The organism is Mycobacterium sp. NGS41 (assembly GCF_059812725.1).
Map to the genome: position 1 here is coordinate 209,418 of NZ_JCALDF010000003.1, position 19,322 is coordinate 228,739.

Sequence of the window (19,322 nt, forward strand, 5' to 3'; positions counted from 1 at the left end):
GCGCGTCGGCGTTGACTGCTGCCGTTGCGCACAGCGATGTGCTGATCATCGGTGCCGGCAGTGCTGGATCTGTTGTCGCCGAGCGCCTTTCCGCCGATTCCCACTGTGCCGTGACCGTCCTGGAGGCCGGCCCCGGACTCGCCGACCCGGGGTTGCTGGCTCAGACCGCAAACGGGCTGCAACTTCCGATCGGGGTGCGCAGCCCACTGGTCCACCGCTACCTGACGAAGCTCACCGACCAACCTGCCCGTCAGGTGCCGATCGTGCGCGGAGCGACACTCGGCGGTTCCGGCGCGGTCAACGGCGGCTACTTCTGCCGTGGGCTACCCGGCGACTTCGACCGCAGCAAGATCCCCGGCTGGGCATGGGCAGACGTTCTCGAGCACTTCCGGGCTATCGAGACTGACCTCGATTTCGACACCCCCGCCCACGGCCGCAGCGGCCCGATCCGCGTTCGCCGAACACACGACATGACCGGCGCCACTGAAGCTTTCGTGGCCGCAACCGATCGCGCCGGCTTTCCCTGGATACCCGACCTCAACGATGTGGGGCCGGAGCTGCCTTCGGGCGTGGGTGCGATCCCGCTGAACATCGTCGACGGCGTGCGCACCGGCTCGGGGGCAGGCTATCTGTTACCCGCGCTGAGTCGGCCCAATCTGACCCTGTTGGCGCAGACGCGGGCTGTGCGGCTGCGATTCTCCGCCGCCGCCGTGGTGGGTGTCGACGCTGTTGGTCCCGAGGGACCGGCGGTCCTGACCGCCGACCGGGTTGTGCTGTGCGCGGGAGCGATCCAATCCGCGCATCTGCTCATGCTCTCGGGTGTCGGGGAAGAGGCGATGCTGCGGGCCGCCGGCGTCGAGGTGATCGCGGCGTTGCCGGTTGGGCTGCAGTGCAGTGACCACCCAGAGTGGGTGATGCCCACCAATTGGGCGGTGGCCGTGGATCGTCCGGTGCTGGAGGTCGTGCTGAGTACCACCGATGGCGTCGAGATTCGGCCTTACACAGGAGGTTTCGTAGCCATGACCGGTGACGGCACTGCGGGACATCGCGACTGGCCGCACATCGGCGTGGCGTTGATGCGGCCGCGGTCACGAGGACGCATCATACTGGTCTCGGCCGATCCCGTCGTGCCGCCGCGGATCGAGCACCGCTACGACAGCGAGCCGGCGGACGTCGCGCTGCTGCGGCAGGGCAGTGAACTCGCCCGCGAACTCTGCAGTGCGGCAACGCACATCGGTCCAGCCGTATGGTCGACATCGCAGCACCTTTGCGGCAGCGCCCCGATGGGCGGAGATACCGACCAGCGCGCCGTCGTCGATCATCGGTGTCGGGTCCGCGGCATCGAAAACCTCTGGGTGATCGACGGTTCCGTACTGCCGGTCGTTCCCAGCCGTGGGCCGCACGCGACGATCGTGATGCTGGCACACCGCGCGGCGGAATTCATGCGGTGAGCCACTACCGCAGCGAATAGCGAATCGGCAAGTGTTTGAGTCCCCCGACAAAGGTGGTGGCGATGAGTTGGGGTTCACCGTTGAGCTCAATGGATTTCAGCCGCGGCAACAGCTCGGTGAAGAAGCTGTTGATCTCCATTCTGGCCAGTGCGGCGCCCAGGCAGAAGTGCACGCCGTAGCCGAAAGCCAAGTGCTTGTTGGTATCTCGTCCGGCGTTGAAGCGGAGTGGCTCGTCGAACACGTCTTCGTCGCGATTGGCGGAGACATACGACAGGTACACCGACTCGCCTTGGGCGACGGGTACTCCACGGATGACGGTGTCCTCGGTGGCGGTGCGCATGAATTCCTTGACCGGTGTCACCCAGCGGATCATTTCTTCGGTGGCCAGTGGCATCAGGTCGGGGTTGTCGGTCAATCGCTTTAGTTGGTCGGGGTTTTCGATCAGTGCGTGCAGGCCGCCGGCAATGGTCGCGCTGGTGGTGTCGTGGCCGGCGGTAGCGATGATCACGTAGTAGGACGCTGTGTCGATGTCGCTCAACGGCTCGCCGTCCACGCGGGCGTTGGCGATCGCCGATGCCAGGTCTTCGGTCGGGTTGGCTCGGCGTGACGCGGTGAGATCGTTGAAGTAGTTGAAGAATTCGAGCAGCACGTTGAGTTGTTCCTCCGGAGTGGTTCCGCGCCGGAACTCGCTGTCGTCACCGCCGAAGAGTTCCTGGGTGAGGCTGAGCATTCGCGGGAAGTCCGATTCCGGCAGGCCAAGCAGCGACATGATTACGTAGAGCGGGTAGTGCTTGGCGATCTCGGCGACGAAGTCGCACTCGGAACCGGCTTCCAGCATCTTGTCGACGTGGATCTTGGCCAGTTCGTCCACCCTGACCTTCAGCGCCCGCATCGCCTTGGGCCGAAACCAGTCCGCTCCGATGGCGCGGACCACCCGGTGCTGCGGGTCGTCCATGTGGACCAGCGTGCGCAACCCCATTCCGGCGTCCAGCAGCTGTTTGCCAAGATCGTCGGCCTCGGCTGTCGCCAGCAGCGGCCGCGGCGCGCTCACGAACAGGTTGTTGGCGCGCTCGATCTCCATCACGTCCGCGTGTTTGGTGATCGCCCAGAACGGCCGGAACGGGGGCCGGTCGACGAGCGCTACGGGGGCGTGGGCACGCAGGTGGGCCATCGCCGCATGCAGCCGCGGTTCGTCGGTGTAGGAGGTTGGATCGGCGAAAATGTTGGCCGCTTCGTCCACGATCGGTGTGCTCATGCGTCGAGTCTCGGCGATGAGTCGCCTATATGGGTAGTGGCTTATCTGATCTGGCAGGCTCGGCTCACCGTCAATGGATTCGCGAAGGATTCGCGAATGATGCAAGGGCGCCAGGCGCCCCGGTCATTCCGCGATCACTCGACGATGCCTGGCTGCGATGTCACATGCGATAGCGACTTCGTGGATCGTCGAATGACCAGCCGGCGGTATGTATGTGGTCACTGTGACTTGAGGGCCACCCCTCGGCCTATTAGGGCTTTACCGCCCAAACCGCGATATCTGGACCCGAGATCAGCACCGGGTCAGGGCCGCATTCGGCACTGACCCGTTCAGCGAACGTATCGATGTCGATCTCTTCCTCGCTAGCAATGCCGTAGGCAGTCAGCACCGGCACCAACCCACGCATAACGCTCGTCACATGCTTCAACGCGTCCGCGCCGCTATACACCGCGCCGGTCAACTCATGCGGCAGCTGTGGATCGAGGCCAGCGGATCGCAGCAAAGACGGCAAACGCGTTCCCATCCGCGGCTGCACTCGAAGCGCTTCAAATGCCAAGTCCGTCCAGGCAAACAGCTGGTCTACTGATGCGCTGCGGGGCCACATCGCCACCTCGGCAGTCGGCGCATGATCGTATTCAAGAAACGCCATCACGCCGCCAGAAACGAGGCGACCGGCCAGAGCCCGCAGCACAGCCACGATTTCGGGCTGATACATCAACACCAATCGGCCGACGATCGCGTCGAAAGGCCCGGCCGGAGGATCCGAAATATCGCCAATCTCGAATCGAACTTGCGTCAGACCAAGCTCTTTCACGCGGCGATTTGCGGCTTTCACGTTACCGGCATCACGGTCGATGCCGAGCACTTCGCCAGACGACGTCACCAGCTGCGAGGCGATTATCGACACGTCGCCGCCGCCTGATCCACAATCAAGCACCCGGGCGCCCGGCCCGATGCCTGCGGCCCGGAACAGCTTTTCGGTTGGCGGACGCAGGACATCGCCCTGGCCTGCCAGACGCTCGCGTTCCTGATCGGTGTTCGACCAGGCATACTGGTTCTCCACGTGACAGATCGTTGCACGTCACGGCGCTCGGCCGGACTGCTTCAACAGGATGTCTTAACAGCCGTTTTCCAGGCGTTATAGACCTATCTAGACGCCGATGCACCGGACCCGCAGCCGAGATGGCTCGGAATTTGGCCGCGACCGCGATCTGAGGCATACTGTTCAGGTTGCCCTGCGCCAGGTTTGCGCCTGGTCGGGCATACGACCAGCGCCTACAGCGGGCGCGTCCGGTCCCACCCTTGGCGAGCGACCAATTTGGCCGCGACCGAGGCTGCGTGCGGGTGACACGCCCGAGCGCGGGGTCCGGTGAACCACGACTAGTAAACAGCGGCGCAGTATCCGGCGCGACGCTACTCGGCCCGGGATAGGCCTGGGTCGAACGGGCGCGCTGGAGGCATCAGGTCCGGACACGGGCCTCAAATTGGAGTGAGGTAGAAGAAGCGTGGCGGGACAGAAGATCCGCATCAGGCTCAAGGCCTACGACCATGAGGCTATTGACGCTTCGGCGCGGAAGATCGTCGAGACGGTTGTTCGCACGGGTGCCAGCGTCGTGGGGCCGGTGCCGCTGCCGACCGAAAAAAATGTGTACTGCGTCATCCGCTCTCCGCATAAGTACAAGGACTCGCGAGAGCACTTCGAAATGCGTACTCACAAGCGGTTGATCGACATCCTCGATCCGACGCCGAAGACCGTTGACGCCCTCATGCGCATCGATCTTCCGGCCAGTGTCGACGTCAATATCCAGTAGTAGGAGATCCAGAACTCATGGCAAGAAAAGGCATTCTGGGTACCAAGCTGGGCATGACGCAGGTGTTCGACGAAAACAACCGGGTCGTCCCGGTGACCGTGGTCAAGGCCGGGCCCAACGTGGTGACGCGCATCCGCACCCCGGAGCTCGACGGATATAGCGCCGTCCAGTTGGCCTACGGCGAGATCAGCCCGCGGAAGGTCAACAAGCCGGTGACGGGCCAGTACGCCGCCGCTGGGGTGAACCCGCGCCGGTACCTGGCCGAGCTGCGGCTGGACAACTCGGACACCGCCGAATACGAGGTCGGCCAGGAGCTGACGGCCGAGATCTTCGCCGACGGCGCCTACGTCGACGTGACGGGCACCTCCAAGGGCAAGGGCTTCGCCGGGACCATGAAGCGGCACGGCTTCAGCGGCCAGGGCGCCAGCCACGGTGCTCAGGCGGTGCACCGCCGCCCGGGTTCCATCGGCGGCTGCGCCACTCCGGCACGTGTGTTCAAGGGCACCCGGATGTCCGGCCGGATGGGTAACGATCGGGTGACCGTTCAGAACCTGTTGGTGCACAAGGTCGATCCCGAGAACGGCGTGCTGTTGATCAAGGGCGCGGTCCCCGGCCGCACCGGCGGACTCGTCATGGTCCGCTCCGCGATCAAGCGAGGTGAGAAGTGATGGCGGCCAAGGCTGAGAAGGGCTCGAGCGCCCTCAAAATCGACGTCAAGACCCCGGACGGCAAAGTCGACGGCTCCGTCGAGCTGCCGGCCGAGCTCTTCGACGCTCCGGCGAATATCGCGCTGATGCACCAGGTTGTCGTCGCCCAGCGCGCGGCGGCACGGCAGGGCACGCACTCGACCAAGACCCGCGGCGAGGTCAGCGGCGGTGGCCGTAAGCCTTACCGGCAGAAGGGGACCGGCCGCGCCCGGCAGGGCTCGACGCGAGCCCCGCAGTTCACCGGCGGCGGCACCGTGCACGGCCCCAAGCCGCGTGACTACAGCCAGCGCACGCCGAAGAAGATGATCGCCGCGGCGTTGCGAGGGGCGTTGTCCGACCGGGCACGCAACGGGCGCATCCACGCGGTCACCGAGCTGGTGACGGGCCAAACCCCGTCGACCAAGAGCGCCAAGGCATTTCTGGGCACTCTGACAGAGCGCAAGCAGGTGCTGGTGGTTATCGGCCGCAGCGACGAAACCGGCGCCAAGAGCGCGCGAAACCTGCCCGGCGTGCACATCCTGGCGCCCGACCAGCTCAACACCTATGACGTGCTGCGTGCTGACGACGTGGTGTTCAGCGTCGAGGCGCTGAACGCCTACATCGCCGCTCAATCTGCCGCCGGCTCCGCTACTCCCGAGGAGGTTTCGGCCTGATGGCGACCATCGCTGACCCCCGCGACATCATCCTGGCCCCGGTCATCTCGGAGAAGTCCTACGGCCTGCTCGACAACAACGTGTACACGTTCGTGGTGCACCCCGACTCGAACAAGACGCAGATCAAGATCGCAGTCGAGAAGATCTTCTCCGTGAAGGTCGCGTCGGTGAACACCGCCAACCGCCAGGGCAAGCGCAAGCGCACCAGGACCGGATTCGGCAAGCGCAAGAGCACCAAGCGTGCCATCGTCACCCTGGCGCCGGGCAGCAAGCCGATCGACCTGTTCGGAGCACCGGCCTAGCCGCCGCGAGAAGGAAGACCTGATTAGACATGGCAATTCGGAAGTACAAGCCGACCACTCCCGGTCGTCGTGGCGCCAGCGTGTCCGACTTCGCCGAGATCACCCGGTCAGAGCCGGAGAAGTCATTGGTGCGCCCGCTGCACAGCAAGGGTGGGCGCAATGCGCACGGCCGGATCACCACTCGCCACCAGGGCGGGGGCCACAAGCGCGCGTATCGGGTCATCGACTTCCGTCGCAACGACAAAGACGGTGTCAACGCGAAGGTCGCGCACATCGAGTACGACCCGAACCGGACCGCCAATATTGCACTGCTCCACTATCTAGACGGCGAGAAGCGCTACATCATTGCGCCGCAGGGGCTTTCGCAGGGTGATGTGGTGGAGTCGGGTCCCAACGCCGACATCAAGCCGGGCAACAACCTGCCGATGCGCAATATCCCGGCGGGTACCTTGATCCACGCCGTGGAACTGCGGCCGGGCGGTGGCGCCAAGCTCGCGCGCTCGGCCGGTTCGAGCATCCAGCTGCTCGGCAAGGAGGGCACTTACGCGTCGCTGCGGATGCCCAGCGGTGAGATCCGCCGCGTCGACGTGCGCTGCCGCGCCACGGTCGGAACGGTGGGCAACGCCGAGCAGGCAAACATCAACTGGGGCAAGGCCGGCCGGATGCGGTGGAAAGGCAAGCGTCCGTCGGTCCGGGGTGTCGTGATGAACCCGGTGGACCACCCGCACGGTGGTGGTGAGGGCAAGACCTCCGGTGGTCGTCACCCGGTCAGCCCGTGGGGCAAGCCCGAGGGCCGGACCCGTCATCCGAACAAGCAGAGCAACAAGCTCATCGTCCGACGCCGGCGCACCGGCAAGAAGCACTCTCGCTAGGGAAGTTCAGGAGTAGCCAACCATGCCACGCAGCCTGAAGAAGGGCCCGTTCGTCGACGACCATCTGCTCAAGAAGGTCGACGTGCAGAACGAGAAGAACACCAAGCAGGTCATCAAGACCTGGTCCCGGCGCTCGACCATCATCCCGGACTTCATCGGCCACACCTTTGCGGTGCACGACGGACGCAAGCACGTGCCGGTCTTCGTCACGGAGGCGATGGTGGGCCACAAACTTGGTGAATTCGCGCCGACGCGCACCTTCAAGGGACACATCAAGGACGACCGAAAGAGTAAACGGCGATGACCACCACTACCGAATATCCGTCGGCGACCGCCAAGGCGCGGTTCGTGCGGGTGTCGCCGAGAAAGGCGCGCCGGGTGATCGACCTGGTGCGCGGCCGGTCGGTCGAAGATGCGCTGGACATCCTGCGCTGGGCGCCGCAGGCCGCCAGCGAGCCGGTGGCCAAGGTGATCGCCAGTGCCGCGGCCAACGCTCAGAACAACAACGGGCTGGATCCGGCGACCCTGGTGGTGGCCACCGTGTACGCCGACGAGGGCCCGACCGCCAAGCGCATCCGTCCGCGTGCTCAGGGGCGCGCGTTCCGGATCCGCAGGCGCACCAGCCACATCACCGTGATTTTGGAGAGCCGGCCGAGTAAGGACCAGCGTTCGTCGAAGTCGTCGAGGGCCCGTCGCGCCGAGGGCAGCAAGGCCGCCGCGAAGGCACCCGCCAAGAAGGCAGCCAAGGCCGCGACATCCCCGGCCAACAAGGCGCCGGCCAAGAAGGCGGCCACGAAAGCGCCCGCAAAAAAGGCGCCCGCCAAGGCTTCTGAGGCTTCTGAAGCGAAGGGAGGCTCAGACTAGTGGGCCAGAAGATCAATCCGCACGGCTTCCGGCTGGGCATCACTACCGACTGGAAGTCGCGTTGGTATGCCGACAAGCAGTACGCGGAGTACGTCAAGGAAGACGTCGCGATCCGCCGGCTGCTGTCCACCGGCCTGGAGCGCGCGGGGATCGCCGACGTGGAGATCGAGCGCACCCGCGACCGGGTTCGGGTGGACATCCACACCGCCCGTCCGGGCATCGTCATCGGCCGTCGTGGCACCGAGGCCGACCGGATCCGCGCCGACCTGGAAAAGCTGACCGGCAAGCAGGTCCAGCTCAACATCCTCGAAGTCAAAAACCCGGAGTCGCAAGCACAATTGGTGGCCCAGGGCGTCGCCGAGCAGTTGAGCAACCGGGTGGCGTTCCGTCGCGCGATGCGTAAGGCCATCCAGTCGGCGATGCGCCAGCCCAACGTCAAGGGCATTCGGGTGCAGTGCTCTGGCCGTCTCGGTGGGGCCGAGATGAGCCGTTCGGAGTTCTACCGCGAGGGGCGGGTGCCGCTGCACACCCTGCGTGCCGACATCGACTATGGCCTTTACGAGGCCAAGACCACCTTCGGCCGGATCGGCGTGAAGGTGTGGATCTACAAGGGCGACATCGTCGGTGGCAAGCGGGAATTGGCCGCGGCCGCGCCGGCGGGTGCCGATCGTCCGCGTCGCGAGCGGCCGTCGGGCACGCGTCCGCGCCGCAGTGGCGCGTCGGGTACCACCGCGACCAGTACCGAGGCCGGACGGGCAGCGGGTGGCGAAGAGTCTGCACCCGCGGGCTCAGGGGATGGCGCGCCTGCCCTCGAACCGCAGAGCACGGAGAGCTGAATCATGTTGATTCCCCGCAAGGTTAAACACCGTAAGCAGCACCATCCCCGCCAGCGCGGCATCGCCAGCGGCGGGACGTCGGTGAACTTCGGCGACTACGGCATCCAGGCTCTTGAGCACGCCTATGTCACCAACCGGCAGATCGAGTCCGCTCGTATCGCCATCAACCGGCACATCAAGCGTGGCGGCAAGGTGTGGATCAACGTCTTTCCGGACCGTCCGCTGACCAAGAAGCCCGCCGAGACTCGGATGGGTTCGGGTAAGGGCTCTCCGGAGTGGTGGGTGGTGAACGTCAAGCCCGGCCGGGTGCTGTTCGAGCTCAGCTACCCCAACGAGCAGACCGCCCGCGCGGCGCTCACCCGGGCGATCCACAAGTTGCCGATAAAGGCACGCATCGTGACCCGAGAGGAGCAGTTCTGATGGCAGTGGGAGTTTCCCCTGGCGAACTGCGTGAGCTCACCGACGAGGAGCTGACCGAGCGCCTGCGTGAATCCAAGGAAGAGCTGTTCAACCTGCGCTTCCAGTTGGCGACCGGTCAGCTCAACAACAACCGCCGGCTCCGCACGGTGCGTCAGGAAATCGCGCGCGTCTACACCGTGCTGCGCGAACGAGAACTGGGTCTGGCATCTGGGCCTGATGGTGCCGATGGTCCCGACGGTAAGGAATCGTGATGGCAGAAGCTAAGCCCCCCGCCAAGGCCGCCGACAAGGCCGGGTCCTCGGCGGCCAAAGCCGCTCCGGCGAAGACAGCCGCGAAGAAGGCCGCCCCGGCCAAGGCCGCCGCCGCCAAGGACGTCACCGCCAAGGACGTCGCGTCGAAAGATAAGGGCCCCAGGCACACTCCGGCCACGCCGAAGACGCGTGGGCGCCGTAAGACGCGCATCGGCTATGTGGTGAGCGACAAGATGCAGAAGACCATCGTGGTCGAGCTGGAAGACCGTATGCGTCACCCGTTGTACGGCAAGATCATCCGCACCACCAAGAAGGTCAAGGCGCACGACGAGAACAGCTCCGCCGGCATCGGCGACCGCGTCTCGCTGATGGAGACGCGTCCGCTGTCGGCGACGAAGCGCTGGCGGCTGGTCGAGATCCTGGAGAAGGCCAAGTAACTTCGGCGAGCAGACGCAAAAGCCCCCGCACGCGCGGCGTGTCGGGGGCTTTTGCGTCTGCTCGGCAACCGGCTGTGGTTCGGCGATGAGTGTGCGTCGTCGGCGTTCATTGCTCACGCTGACGCCGCGGCCGGGACGGCGGCCTTGAGCGTGAAACCTGGGCGTTGAGCGTGAACACTGGGCGTCGGCAGTGAAGCCAGGGTGGAGAATCGACGAGATCCCGTCCAGTGTTCACCCGCAACGCCCTGGGCTCACGCCCAACGCCCTGGGCTCACGCCCAACGCCCTGGGCTCACGCCCAACGCCCTGGGCTCACGCCCAATGCCCTGGGCTCACTGACGCCGCGGCCGGGCCGGCGGGGTTGAGCGTGAAACCTGGGCGTTGAGCGTGAAACCTGGGCGTCGGGAGTGAAGCCAGGGTGGAGAAACCGAATTGATCCCGCCTAGTGTTCACCCGCAAAGCCGTAACTTCACGCCCAACGCCCAGTGTTCACCCGCAACGCCCTGGGCTCACGCCCAATACCCTGGGCTCACATCCGACAGACGGCACGCAGGCCGATGTGGTCCCGCTCCTGGAAATCCTCATCTAATTACTACCTGGCGCGTGTAATGTCCACGGACATTCGGTAAGTCCACTTAAGTCCTCCAAGGGAGTGAGGCTGGCGTAATGACTGGGTCCACCGAGTTCCAAGGCAAGATCGAGCTGGATATTCGCAACTCGGAAGCGGATTGGGGCCCGTACGCAGCGCCAACCGCTCCGGAGAACTCGCCGAACATCCTCTACCTGGTGTGGGATGACACCGGCATTGCGACCTGGGACTGCTTCGGCGGCTTGGTCGAGATGCCCGCGATGACGCGGATCGCCCAACGCGGTGTTCGCTTGACGCAGTTTCATACCACAGCGCTGTGCTCACCGACTCGGGCGTCGCTGCTGACCGGTCGCAATGCGACCACCGTCGGCATGGCCACTATCGAGGAGTTCACCGACGGCTTCCCCAACTGCAACGGCCGTATCTCGGCCGACACCGCGCTGCTTTCCGAGGTGCTGAATGAACGCGGCTACAACACCTATTGCGTCGGCAAGTGGCACCTGACACCGCTGGAAGAGTCCAGCATGGCGTCGACCAAGCGGCACTGGCCCAACTCCCGCGGCTTCGAACGCTTCTACGGGTTCATGGGCGGCGAAACCGACCAGTGGTACCCGGACCTGGTGTACGACAACCATCCGGTAAACCCGCCCGGCACACCGGAAGACGGCTACCACCTGTCGAAGGACATCGCCGACAAGACAATCGAATTCATTCGTGACGCCAAGGTGATTGCCCCCGAGAAGCCATGGTTCAGCTACGTATGCCCCGGCGCCGGGCACGCTCCGCATCACGTCTTCAAAGAGTGGGCCGACAAGTATGCCGGCAAGTTCGACATGGGCTACGAGCGCTACCGCGAGATGGTGCTGGAAAAGCAAAAGTCGATGGGGATCGTACCGTCGGACACCGAATTGTCGCCCGTCAACCCGTATCTCGACGTGACGGGACCGCAAGGCGAGCCCTGGCCGCTGCAGGACACGGTGCGGCCGTGGGATTCCCTCAGCGACGAAGAGAAGAAACTCTTCAGCCGGATGGCCGAGGTGTTCGCAGGCTTCCTGAGCTACACCGATGCCCAGATCGGCAGGATCTTGGACTACCTCGAGGAGTCCGGCCAACTGGACGACACCATCATCGTGGTCATCTCCGACAACGGCGCCAGCGGCGAAGGCGGCCCGAACGGATCCGTCAACGAAGGCAAGTTCTTCAACGGGTACATCGACACCGTCGAAGAGAGCATGAAGCTCTTCGACCACCTCGGTGGGCCCGAGACCTACAACCACTACCCGATCGGGTGGGCGATGGCCTTCAACACGCCCTACAAGCTGTACAAGCGCTACGCCTCGCACGAAGGCGGTATCGCCGACACCGCAATCATCTCCTGGCCCAACGGTATTGCGGCCCACGGTGAGGTCCGCGACAACTACGTCAACGTCAGCGACATCACCCCAACCGTCTACGACCTGCTGGACATGACGGCGCCGGAAACCGTCAAAGGCATCCCACAGAAGCCGCTGGACGGCGTGAGTTTCAAAGCTGCCCTTGAAGATCCGGCTGCCGACACCGGTAAGAAGACCCAGTTCTACGTCATGCTGGGTACTCGCGGGATCTGGCACGACGGCTGGTTCGCCAACACCGTGCATGCAGCCACGCCCGCAGGCTGGTCGCACTTCGACCAAGACCGCTGGGAACTGTTCCACATCGCCCAAGATCGCAGCCAGTGCCACGACTTGGCCGCCGAGCACCCCGAAAAGCTGGAAGAGCTTAAGGCCCTGTGGTTTTCCGAGGCCGACAAGTACAACGGTCTCCCGCTGGCCGACCTGAACATCATGGAAACGCTGATGCGGTCGCGCCCCTACCTGGTCGGCGAACGAGACACCTACATCTACTATCCCGACTGCGCGGACGTCGGGATCGGTGCTGGCGCCGAGATTCGCGGCCGTTCGTTCGCTGTGCTGGCGGATGTGACCGTGGATACCACCGGGGCCGAAGGTGTGCTGTTCAAGCAGGGCGGCGCCCACGGCGGGCATGTGCTTTTCATCCAGGACGGCCGCCTGCACTACGTCTACAACTTCCTCGGTGAGCGCCAACAGCTGATCTCTTCACCCGGCCCGATCCCGCTGGGCAGACATTTGTTCGGCGTCCGGTATTCGCGGACGGGAACCGTGCCGAACAGCCACACGCCGCTGGGCGAACTCGCGCTGTACTTCGACCACAACGCGGTCGAAACGCTCCCCGATGTGACGACACACCCGGGAACGTTCGGACTGGCCGGCGCAGGCATCACGGTAGGACGCAATGGCGGTTCCGGAGTGTCCAGTCGCTACAAGGCGCCGTTCGCCTTTACCGGCGGCACCATCGCGCAGGTCACCATCGACCTGTCCGGCCGGCCATATGAGGACGTGGAATCAGAAATGGCGCTTGCGTTTTCACGCGATTGATTAGGCCGCGCAGGCACTAAACCCACTGCGACGCCGAATGTTGGTCGCCCCCCGTACCGCCGCGCCGAGCGACCCCGGGTATCCGAGGCCGTGCCCGGGACCGTTTCCACCCGTCCTACCCTGAAGTGGTGCTCACCGAGTTGGTTGAACTGCCCGGCGGATCGTTCCGCATGGGTTCGACGAACTTCTATCCCGAGGAGGCGCCGGTCCACACCGTGACGATCGGTGCCTTTGCGGTGGAGCGGCATCCGGTGACTAACGCGCAGTTCGCCGAATTCATCGGTGCCACAGGCTATGTCACCATCGCGGAGCAACCTCTGGATCCAGCTCTGTACCCCGGGGTGAACCCCGATGACTTGCGCGCAGGCGCAATGGTGTTTCGTTCGGCGGCCGGGCCGGTCGACCTGCGCGACTGGCGCCAGTGGTGGGACTGGGCAACGGGTGCGAGCTGGCGGCATCCCTTCGGACCGGACAGCGACGTCGAAGGAAAGCCGGATCATCCGGTCGTGCAGGTGGCTTATCCCGACGCGGCGGCCTATGCGCGATGGGCCGGCAGACGGCTGCCGACCGAGGCCGAGTGGGAGTACGCGGCCCGAGGCGGAGCCACGACCACCTACCCCTGGGGTGACGAGCCGCAACCCGGCGGTCGACTGATGGCCAACACCTGGCAGGGCAGCTTTCCCTACCGCAACGACGGTGCGCTCGGCTGGGTGGGAACGTCACCGGTCGGAACGTTTCCGGCCAATGGTTTTGGCCTGGTCGACATGATCGGCAACGTCTGGGAGTGGACCGCCACGGAGTATTCGCGACAGCACCGGCTCGATCAGCCGCCCAAAGCTTGCTGCACGCCCTCGGGGCCCCCAGATCCGAGCGTCAACCAGACGTTGAAGGGCGGTTCGCACCTGTGCGCGCCGGAGTATTGCCACCGCTACCGTCCTGCGGCGCGCTCACCCCAATCGCAGGACACCGCGACCACCCATATCGGGTTTCGCTGCGTGGCGGACTAGACAGCCGGCCGTGGGCGCATAGCTCAGCTGTCGGGGAGCACCATTCCGCGCGCAAGCTGCCATCGATGGCGTAAATCCGGCTTGCCGTCCGATACCCGGTTCTATCGGAATCACGAATTGGGAAAGCGGCTGACTGCAGCAAATTTGCGCTGACGTAGACAATCGATTGTTCGATTGACGTCTTATCGCACATTCACACACATCTACGCCTTTACCTGGTTCAGGCGGCCGTGCGACCATATGCAGTGTTGTGTCGGCAACGGCAAACGTCAATCCGGCTCGTTTGGGTCCGCACGTTAGGAGCGATGAATGAGGTGGGGGATGGCTTCGGGAGCCCGCGGTGCGATGACGAGAACAGCGGTGGTTTTAGCACTTACTGGATTAGGCGCGGCGGGTGCGACTGTTCCGGCGAACGCATCGCCCGGCTTGGCAGGTATGTCCGGTACGCACGCTGTCGACGATCCCGATCCTGGTCTTCCCACCAGCCCGGAGGATCCCAGATGCGCGACGATGTCATGGGTAGCCGCGTGCATGAGCGACCCTGTTATCGCTCCCGCCGGGGGCGGTCCCACCGGTCCGGCCGATACCAAATGCATCTCTATGCCTACCGACCCGGTGTGTGCGGGAGGTCCGTACGCTGTCGCTGCAGCACCGCCGGCCGCGGTCCCTCCGATCGAGGCCGAACCGCCGGAAGACCGCATCGGCGGCATTCCTGACGAGCACATCGGTGGCGGGATTCCCGACGAGCACATCGGTGGCGGGATTCCCGACGAGCACATCGGTGGCTTCCCTGACGAGCACATCGGTGGCGGAATGCCGCACATCGATGCAGGGATGCCCCACATGGGTGGCGGGATGCCCGGGCACATATAAGCCAGCCGACACATCCACAGGACCAACTCACCCCGAACCGACGTCGCCCGGGCCGCTTCGATGTGGGCCGGAGATTTGGCTGTGAGCTGGCCTTCGCCTAGACTCTAGGGGTTGCCTTGGGCAGACCTCGGCTGGTCGCGCGTCAACGCTATCGGCCCCGCGTGCTCTTCGGCAAAAGAAAGACCGCGCACGTCAGGTTTTTGGTGGGCCATGCGTTACCGACGCTCACCGAGCTGTTCCTGCCGGGCACACGTCAACCAGGTCAGGAGATCTAGTGATTCAGCAGGAATCGCGGCTGAAGGTCGCCGACAACACCGGCGCCAAGGAGATCTTGTGCATCCGCGTGCTGGGTGGCTCGTCGCGGCGTTACGCCGGCATCGGTGACGTCATCGTCGCCACCGTCAAGGACGCCATTCCCGGCGGCAACGTCAAGCGCGGAGACGTCGTAAAAGCGGTCGTGGTGCGCACCGTCAAGGAGCGCAGACGTCCCGACGGCAGTTACATCAAGTTCGACGAGAACGCAGCGGTGATCATCAAGCCCGACAACGACCCGCGCGGAACCCGCATCTTCGGCCCGGTCGGCCGCGAACTGCGGGAGAAGCGATTCATGAAGATCATCTCGCTGGCCCCGGAGGTGCTGTAGATGAAGGTCCACAAAGGCGACACGGTGCTCGTCATCGCCGGCAAGGACAAGGGTGCCAAGGGCAAGGTGCTGCAGGCCTACCCGGAGCGGAACCGGGTGCTGGTCGAGGGCGTCAACCGGATCAAGAAGCACACGGCGATTTCGACCAACCAGCGCGGTTCCCGGTCCGGTGGAATCGTCACTCAGGAAGCCCCGATCCACGTATCCAACGTGATCGTGGTCGACTCCGACGGCAAGCCCACCCGAATCGGCTACCGGGTGGACGAGGAGACCGGCAAGCGGGTCCGTATCTCCAAGCGCAATGGCAAGGACATCTGATGACTACCACCGAGAGCCCCGCGAAGGTTCAGCCGCGCCTCAAGGTGCGCTACCGCAACGAGATTCGGGATGAACTGCACAAGCAGTTCGGCTACGGCAACGTCATGCAGATCCCGACGGTGACCAAGGTCGTCGTGAACATGGGGGTCGGCGAAGCCGCCCGGGACGCCAAGCTGATCAACGGCGCGGTCAACGATTTGGCGCTGATTACCGGGCAGCGGCCGGAGATCCGTAAGGCGCGAAAGTCCATCGCGCAGTTCAAATTACGTGAAGGCATGCCGATCGGTGTCCGGGTTACCCTGCGGGGCGACCGGATGTGGGAGTTCCTCGACCGCCTCACTTCGATCGCGCTCCCGCGTATTCGCGACTTCCGCGGGCTTTCGCCCAAGCAGTTCGACGGTGTCGGCAACTACACGTTCGGGCTGGCCGAGCAGTCGGTGTTCCACGAGATCGACGTGGACAAGATCGACCGGGTCCGCGGCATGGACATCAACGTCGTCACCTCGGCGACGAACGACGACGAAGGACGAGCGCTGTTGCGGGCCCTCGGCTTTCCGTTCAAGGAGAACTGACTAAATGGCGAAGAAGGCTTTGGTTAACAAGGCGGCGAAGAAGCCCAGGTTCGCAGTGCGCGCCTACACCCGCTGCAGCAAGTGCGGCCGCCCGCGCGCGGTGTACCGCAAGTTCGGGCTGTGCAGGATCTGCCTGCGCGAGATGGCGCATGCCGGCGAGTTGCCCGGCGTGCAAAAGAGCAGCTGGTAATAAGCACAGGACTAAAACGCGACAGGCCCCCAAGTCGAATATTTGGCCGGGAACCACCGCGAGGAAGGTTACAGACGCTTTCATGACCATGACGGATCCGATCGCAGACTTCTTGACCCGTCTGCGCAACGCCAATTCGGCGTACCACGACGAGGTGACGTTGCCGCACTCGAAGATCAAGGCCAACATCGCCGAGATCCTCAAGAAAGAGGGCTACATCAGCGATTACCGCACCGAGGAAGCTCGGGTCGGCAAGTCGTTGGTCATCCAGCTCAAGTACGGGCCGAGCCGCGAGCGCAGCATCGCCGGGCTGCGCCGGGTGTCCAAGCCGGGGTTGCGGGTGTACGCGAAATCCACCAGCCTGCCGCGGGTGCTCGGGGGCCTGGGGGTGGCGATCATCTCGACCTCCTCGGGTCTGCTGACCGACCGTCAGGCAGCCAGACAGGGCGTGGGCGGCGAAGTCCTCGCGTACGTGTGGTGAGGGAGTAAGCATGTCGCGCATTGGTAAGCAGCCGGTTCCGGTCCCCGCCGGGGTCGACGTCACGATCGACGGCCAGAAGGTATCGGTGAAGGGGCCCAAGGGCACCCTGGGTTTGACGGTCGCCGAGCCAATCACGGTGGCGCGCAACGACGACGGCGCGATCGTGGTTTCACGGCCGAACGACGAACGGCGCAGCCGCTCATTGCACGGACTGTCCCGCACCTTGGTGTCCAATCTGGTCACTGGTGTGACCGAGGGCTACACCACCAAGATGGAGATCTTCGGCGTCGGTTACCGGGTGCAGCTCAAGGGCAGCAATCTCGAGTTCGCACTGGGATACAGCCATCCGGTCGTAATCGAAGCACCCGAAGGCATCACGTTCGCAGTCCAGACACCGACGAAGTTTTCGGTCTCGGGCATCGACAAGCAGAAGGTCGGCCAGATCTCGGCGAACATCCGCCGTCTGCGCCGTCCCGACCCGTACAAGGGCAAGGGCGTGCGCTACGAGGGCGAGCAGATCCGCCGCAAGGTCGGAAAGACAGGTAAGTAATCATGGCGCAATCACAAGCTGACACGGCTGCGCGAAAGTCGGCGGGGCAGAGCGTCTCCGCGAACCGGCGGGTCTCCCGGTTGCGCAGGCACGCGCGGCTGCGCAAGAAAATCGCGGGCACCGCGCAGCGCCCGAGGCTGGTGGTGCACCGGTCGGCGCGGCACATACACGTGCAATTGGTGAACGACCTCAACGGCACCACCTTGGCTGCCGCGTCGTCGATCGAGGCCGATGTCCGCGGCCTGGAAGGTGACAAGAAGGCTCACAGCGTGCGGGTCGGTCAATTGATCGCCGAGCGCGCCAAGGCCGCCGGTATCGACACCGTGGTGTTCGACCGCGGCGGTTACACCTACGGCGGACGGATCGCGGCGCTGGCCGATGCCGCGCGCGAGAACGGATTGAGTTTCTGATGGACAGCACAGGCCTGATGAACGGGAGGACCGCATAATGGCGGAGCAGTCGGCAGGCGCCGGAGACACCCGCGCCGATAGCCGCGACTCGCGCGACGGCCGTGACTCGCGCGGACGGCGCGACGGCGGCGGCCGCGGTCGCGACCGTGACGGCGACAAGAGCAACTACCTCGAGCGGGTTGTCGCGATCAACCGCGTCTCCAAGGTGGTCAAAGGTGGTCGTCGCTTCAGCTTCACCGCGTTGGTCATCGTGGGTGACGGCAACGGCATGGTCGGTGTCGGCTACGGCAAGGCCAAGGAAGTTCCGGCCGCGATCGCCAAGGGCGTCGAGGAGGCCCGCAAGGGCTTCTTCCGGGTGCCTCTGATCGGCAGCACCATCACTCACCCGGTTCAGGGTGAGGCGGCCGCCGGCGTGGTGCTGTTGCGTCCGGCCAGCCCCGGTACCGGTGTGATTGCCGGCGGCGCGGCCCGCGCGGTACTGGAATGCGCTGGGGTGCACGACATTCTGGCCAAGTCGCTGGGCAGCGACAACGCGATCAACGTTGTGCACGCCACCGTGGCCGCACTCAAGCTGTTGCAGCGTCCCGAGGAGGTGGCCGCCCGTCGCGGACTGCCGATCGAAGACGTCGCCCCCGCCGGGATGCTCAAGGCGCGCCGCGAAAGTGAAGCGCTGGCCAGTGCCGCTCTCAATTCAGGGGGCCGGGAAGGAACGGCACAGCCATGAGCCAACTGAAGATCACCCAGGTGCGCAGCACGATCGGGGCACGCTGGAAACAGCGCGAGAGCCTGCGCACGCTGGGCCTGCGACGGATTCGGCATTCGGTGATCCGCGAGGACGACCCACAAACTCGCGGGCTGATTGCGGTGGTGCGACACCTCGTCGAGGTGGAGCCGGCTGGAGGTGACGCCAAATGACGATCAAGCTGCACGACTTGCGGCCCGCGCGCGGCGCGAAGACCGCACGTACCCGTGTCGGTCGTGGCGATGGCTCGAAAGGCAAGACCGCGGGCCGTGGCACGAAGGGCACCAAGGCCCGCAAGAACGTGCCGGCGACCTTCGAGGGCGGGCAGATGCCCATCCACATGCGGCTGCCCAAGCTGAAGGGATTTCGCAATCGGTTCCGCACCGAGTACGAGATCGTCAACGTCGGCGACATCAACCGGCTGTTCCCCGAGGGCGGTGCCGTCGGTGTGGACGAACTGGTGGCCAAGGGCGCCGTTCGCAAGAACTCTCTGGTCAAGGTCCTCGGCGACGGGAAACTGACCGTCAAGGTGGACTTGTCGGCGCACAAGTTCAGCGGCAGTGCGCGCGAAAAGATCACCGCCGCCGGCGGCTCGGCTACCGAACTTTAGTACCGCGAGCGGGGCACCTCCCCCTCGCGAGCAGACGCAAAATC

General features: G+C 64.8%; 27 protein-coding genes. 25 read left to right on the forward strand and 2 right to left on the reverse strand.

Annotated elements, in window-relative coordinates; all coding sequences use genetic code 11:
• Nucleotides 1-11: 11 nt before the first annotated feature.
• Nucleotides 12-1,451 (forward strand): mycofactocin dehydrogenase MftG, encoded by a 1,440-nt coding sequence (mftG, locus tag AC5Y21_RS04845; protein WP_499909966.1) that lies wholly within the window; start codon nt 12-14, stop codon nt 1,449-1,451.
• Nucleotides 1,452-1,455: 4 nt separating this feature from the next.
• Here mftG and AC5Y21_RS04850 read toward each other — a convergent pair whose 3' ends face one another.
• Nucleotides 1,456-2,706, reverse strand: coding sequence for a cytochrome P450 (locus AC5Y21_RS04850; RefSeq protein ID WP_499909968.1), 1,251 nt, complete (start codon nt 2,704-2,706; stop codon nt 1,456-1,458).
• 250 nt (nt 2,707-2,956) lie between these two features.
• Entirely contained in the window at nt 2,957-3,769 is an 813-nt protein-coding gene (locus AC5Y21_RS04855; protein WP_499909970.1) for a class I SAM-dependent methyltransferase, read from the reverse strand.
• 442 nt (nt 3,770-4,211) lie between these two features.
• Here AC5Y21_RS04855 and rpsJ point away from each other — a divergent pair, with 442 nt between their 5' ends.
• The 24 genes from rpsJ to rplO all read left to right on the forward strand — a co-directional run bounded on the left by rpsJ (nt 4,212) and on the right by rplO (nt 19,278).
• Nucleotides 4,212-4,517, forward strand: coding sequence for a 30S ribosomal protein S10 (gene rpsJ / locus AC5Y21_RS04860; RefSeq protein ID WP_003873519.1), 306 nt, complete (start codon nt 4,212-4,214; stop codon nt 4,515-4,517).
• A 17-nt stretch (nt 4,518-4,534) separates the two neighbouring features.
• Nucleotides 4,535-5,185 carry a 50S ribosomal protein L3 gene (rplC, locus tag AC5Y21_RS04865; protein WP_499909972.1) on the forward strand — a complete coding sequence of 217 codons (651 nt, stop codon included), beginning with the start codon at nt 4,535-4,537 and terminating at the stop codon, nt 5,183-5,185.
• Nucleotides 5,185-5,877 (forward strand): 50S ribosomal protein L4, encoded by a 693-nt coding sequence (rplD, locus tag AC5Y21_RS04870; protein ID WP_499909974.1) that lies wholly within the window; start codon nt 5,185-5,187, stop codon nt 5,875-5,877. Before rplC ends, rplD begins: the two co-directional genes overlap by 1 nt.
• On the forward strand, nt 5,877-6,179 hold the full coding sequence (gene rplW, locus AC5Y21_RS04875; protein WP_499909976.1) for a 50S ribosomal protein L23: 303 nt from the start codon (nt 5,877-5,879) through the stop codon (nt 6,177-6,179). The genes rplD and rplW overlap by 1 nt, the downstream gene beginning before the upstream one ends.
• A 29-nt stretch (nt 6,180-6,208) precedes the next feature.
• A complete protein-coding gene (gene rplB, locus AC5Y21_RS04880) occupies nt 6,209-7,051 on the forward strand; it encodes a 50S ribosomal protein L2 (protein WP_499909978.1) in 843 nt (280 codons plus the stop codon).
• A gap of 22 nt (nt 7,052-7,073) precedes the next feature.
• The gene (gene rpsS, locus AC5Y21_RS04885; RefSeq protein WP_003892827.1) at nt 7,074-7,355 is read left to right on the forward strand and encodes a 30S ribosomal protein S19; all 282 of its coding nucleotides are present in this window, start codon (nt 7,074-7,076) and stop codon (nt 7,353-7,355) included.
• Complete coding sequence (gene rplV / locus AC5Y21_RS04890) at nt 7,352-7,915, forward strand: 50S ribosomal protein L22 (RefSeq protein ID WP_499909980.1); 564 nt, start codon at nt 7,352-7,354, stop codon at nt 7,913-7,915. Before rpsS ends, rplV begins: the two co-directional genes overlap by 4 nt.
• Nucleotides 7,915-8,751: a 30S ribosomal protein S3 gene (gene rpsC / locus AC5Y21_RS04895; protein ID WP_499909981.1), complete on the forward strand. Its 837-nt coding sequence runs from the start codon at nt 7,915-7,917 to the stop codon at nt 8,749-8,751. The genes rplV and rpsC overlap by 1 nt, the downstream gene beginning before the upstream one ends.
• Nucleotides 8,752-8,754: 3 nt before the next feature.
• On the forward strand, nt 8,755-9,171 hold the full coding sequence (gene rplP / locus AC5Y21_RS04900; protein WP_499909982.1) for a 50S ribosomal protein L16: 417 nt from the start codon (nt 8,755-8,757) through the stop codon (nt 9,169-9,171).
• A complete protein-coding gene (gene rpmC, locus AC5Y21_RS04905) occupies nt 9,171-9,422 on the forward strand; it encodes a 50S ribosomal protein L29 (RefSeq protein WP_499909985.1) in 252 nt (83 codons plus the stop codon). Before rplP ends, rpmC begins: the two co-directional genes overlap by 1 nt.
• Nucleotides 9,419-9,859 (forward strand): 30S ribosomal protein S17, encoded by a 441-nt coding sequence (gene rpsQ, locus AC5Y21_RS04910; RefSeq protein WP_499909987.1) that lies wholly within the window; start codon nt 9,419-9,421, stop codon nt 9,857-9,859. Before rpmC ends, rpsQ begins: the two co-directional genes overlap by 4 nt.
• 665 nt (nt 9,860-10,524) lie before the next feature.
• Nucleotides 10,525-12,882, forward strand: a complete 2,358-nt coding sequence (locus AC5Y21_RS04915) for an arylsulfatase (protein WP_499909989.1) — start codon at nt 10,525-10,527, stop codon at nt 12,880-12,882.
• Nucleotides 12,883-13,010: 128 nt separating this feature from the next.
• The gene (locus AC5Y21_RS04920) at nt 13,011-13,889 is read left to right on the forward strand and encodes a formylglycine-generating enzyme family protein (RefSeq protein WP_499909991.1); all 879 of its coding nucleotides are present in this window, start codon (nt 13,011-13,013) and stop codon (nt 13,887-13,889) included.
• 531 nt (nt 13,890-14,420) lie between these two features.
• Nucleotides 14,421-14,762 carry a hypothetical protein gene (locus AC5Y21_RS04925; protein WP_499909993.1) on the forward strand — a complete coding sequence of 114 codons (342 nt, stop codon included), beginning with the start codon at nt 14,421-14,423 and terminating at the stop codon, nt 14,760-14,762.
• A 274-nt stretch (nt 14,763-15,036) separates the two neighbouring features.
• On the forward strand, nt 15,037-15,405 hold the full coding sequence (rplN, locus tag AC5Y21_RS04930; RefSeq protein ID WP_003403649.1) for a 50S ribosomal protein L14: 369 nt from the start codon (nt 15,037-15,039) through the stop codon (nt 15,403-15,405).
• Complete coding sequence (rplX, locus tag AC5Y21_RS04935; RefSeq protein ID WP_499909995.1) at nt 15,406-15,723, forward strand: 50S ribosomal protein L24; 318 nt, start codon at nt 15,406-15,408, stop codon at nt 15,721-15,723.
• Nucleotides 15,723-16,295 (forward strand): 50S ribosomal protein L5, encoded by a 573-nt coding sequence (rplE, locus tag AC5Y21_RS04940; protein ID WP_499909997.1) that lies wholly within the window; start codon nt 15,723-15,725, stop codon nt 16,293-16,295. Before rplX ends, rplE begins: the two co-directional genes overlap by 1 nt.
• A gap of 4 nt (nt 16,296-16,299) precedes the next feature.
• The gene (locus tag AC5Y21_RS04945; RefSeq protein WP_499909999.1) at nt 16,300-16,485 is read left to right on the forward strand and encodes a type Z 30S ribosomal protein S14; all 186 of its coding nucleotides are present in this window, start codon (nt 16,300-16,302) and stop codon (nt 16,483-16,485) included.
• A gap of 82 nt (nt 16,486-16,567) precedes the next feature.
• Nucleotides 16,568-16,966 carry a 30S ribosomal protein S8 gene (gene rpsH, locus AC5Y21_RS04950; RefSeq protein WP_499910002.1) on the forward strand — a complete coding sequence of 133 codons (399 nt, stop codon included), beginning with the start codon at nt 16,568-16,570 and terminating at the stop codon, nt 16,964-16,966.
• Nucleotides 16,967-16,976: 10 nt separating this feature from the next.
• On the forward strand, nt 16,977-17,516 hold the full coding sequence (rplF, locus tag AC5Y21_RS04955) for a 50S ribosomal protein L6 (protein ID WP_499910004.1): 540 nt from the start codon (nt 16,977-16,979) through the stop codon (nt 17,514-17,516).
• 2 nt (nt 17,517-17,518) lie between these two features.
• Nucleotides 17,519-17,926, forward strand: a complete 408-nt coding sequence (rplR, locus tag AC5Y21_RS04960; RefSeq protein ID WP_499910006.1) for a 50S ribosomal protein L18 — start codon at nt 17,519-17,521, stop codon at nt 17,924-17,926.
• Between the two features lie 37 nt (nt 17,927-17,963).
• Complete coding sequence (gene rpsE, locus AC5Y21_RS04965) at nt 17,964-18,650, forward strand: 30S ribosomal protein S5 (protein WP_499910008.1); 687 nt, start codon at nt 17,964-17,966, stop codon at nt 18,648-18,650.
• Entirely contained in the window at nt 18,647-18,841 is a 195-nt protein-coding gene (gene rpmD / locus AC5Y21_RS04970; RefSeq protein ID WP_499910009.1) for a 50S ribosomal protein L30, read from the forward strand. Before rpsE ends, rpmD begins: the two co-directional genes overlap by 4 nt.
• Nucleotides 18,838-19,278, forward strand: a complete 441-nt coding sequence (rplO, locus tag AC5Y21_RS04975) for a 50S ribosomal protein L15 (protein WP_499910011.1) — start codon at nt 18,838-18,840, stop codon at nt 19,276-19,278. The genes rpmD and rplO overlap by 4 nt, the downstream gene beginning before the upstream one ends.
• Nucleotides 19,279-19,322 lie beyond the last annotated feature (44 nt).

Bases quoted from the DNA above. Each gene is read 5' to 3' on its own strand.
- AC5Y21_RS04850 (WP_499909968.1), bottom strand. From the start codon at position 2,706: ATGAGCACACCGATCGTGGACGAAGCGGCCAACATTTTCGCCGATCCA.
- rplC (WP_499909972.1), top strand. From the start codon at position 4,535: ATGGCAAGAAAAGGCATTCTGGGTACCAAGCTGGGCATGACGCAGGTG.
- rplD (WP_499909974.1), top strand. From the start codon at position 5,185: ATGGCGGCCAAGGCTGAGAAGGGCTCGAGCGCCCTCAAAATCGACGTC.
- rplW (WP_499909976.1), top strand. From the start codon at position 5,877: ATGGCGACCATCGCTGACCCCCGCGACATCATCCTGGCCCCGGTCATC.
- rplB (WP_499909978.1), top strand. From the start codon at position 6,209: ATGGCAATTCGGAAGTACAAGCCGACCACTCCCGGTCGTCGTGGCGCC.
- rpsS (WP_003892827.1), top strand. From the start codon at position 7,074: ATGCCACGCAGCCTGAAGAAGGGCCCGTTCGTCGACGACCATCTGCTC.
- rplV (WP_499909980.1), top strand. From the start codon at position 7,352: ATGACCACCACTACCGAATATCCGTCGGCGACCGCCAAGGCGCGGTTC.
- rplP (WP_499909982.1), top strand. From the start codon at position 8,755: ATGTTGATTCCCCGCAAGGTTAAACACCGTAAGCAGCACCATCCCCGC.
- rpmC (WP_499909985.1), top strand. From the start codon at position 9,171: ATGGCAGTGGGAGTTTCCCCTGGCGAACTGCGTGAGCTCACCGACGAG.
- AC5Y21_RS04915 (WP_499909989.1), top strand. From the start codon at position 10,525: ATGACTGGGTCCACCGAGTTCCAAGGCAAGATCGAGCTGGATATTCGC.
- AC5Y21_RS04925 (WP_499909993.1), top strand. From the start codon at position 14,421: ATGAGCGACCCTGTTATCGCTCCCGCCGGGGGCGGTCCCACCGGTCCG.
- rplX (WP_499909995.1), top strand. From the start codon at position 15,406: ATGAAGGTCCACAAAGGCGACACGGTGCTCGTCATCGCCGGCAAGGAC.
- rplE (WP_499909997.1), top strand. From the start codon at position 15,723: ATGACTACCACCGAGAGCCCCGCGAAGGTTCAGCCGCGCCTCAAGGTG.
- AC5Y21_RS04945 (WP_499909999.1), top strand. From the start codon at position 16,300: ATGGCGAAGAAGGCTTTGGTTAACAAGGCGGCGAAGAAGCCCAGGTTC.
- rpsH (WP_499910002.1), top strand. From the start codon at position 16,568: ATGACCATGACGGATCCGATCGCAGACTTCTTGACCCGTCTGCGCAAC.
- rplF (WP_499910004.1), top strand. From the start codon at position 16,977: ATGTCGCGCATTGGTAAGCAGCCGGTTCCGGTCCCCGCCGGGGTCGAC.
- rplR (WP_499910006.1), top strand. From the start codon at position 17,519: ATGGCGCAATCACAAGCTGACACGGCTGCGCGAAAGTCGGCGGGGCAG.
- rpsE (WP_499910008.1), top strand. From the start codon at position 17,964: ATGGCGGAGCAGTCGGCAGGCGCCGGAGACACCCGCGCCGATAGCCGC.
- rpmD (WP_499910009.1), top strand. From the start codon at position 18,647: ATGAGCCAACTGAAGATCACCCAGGTGCGCAGCACGATCGGGGCACGC.
- rplO (WP_499910011.1), top strand. From the start codon at position 18,838: ATGACGATCAAGCTGCACGACTTGCGGCCCGCGCGCGGCGCGAAGACC.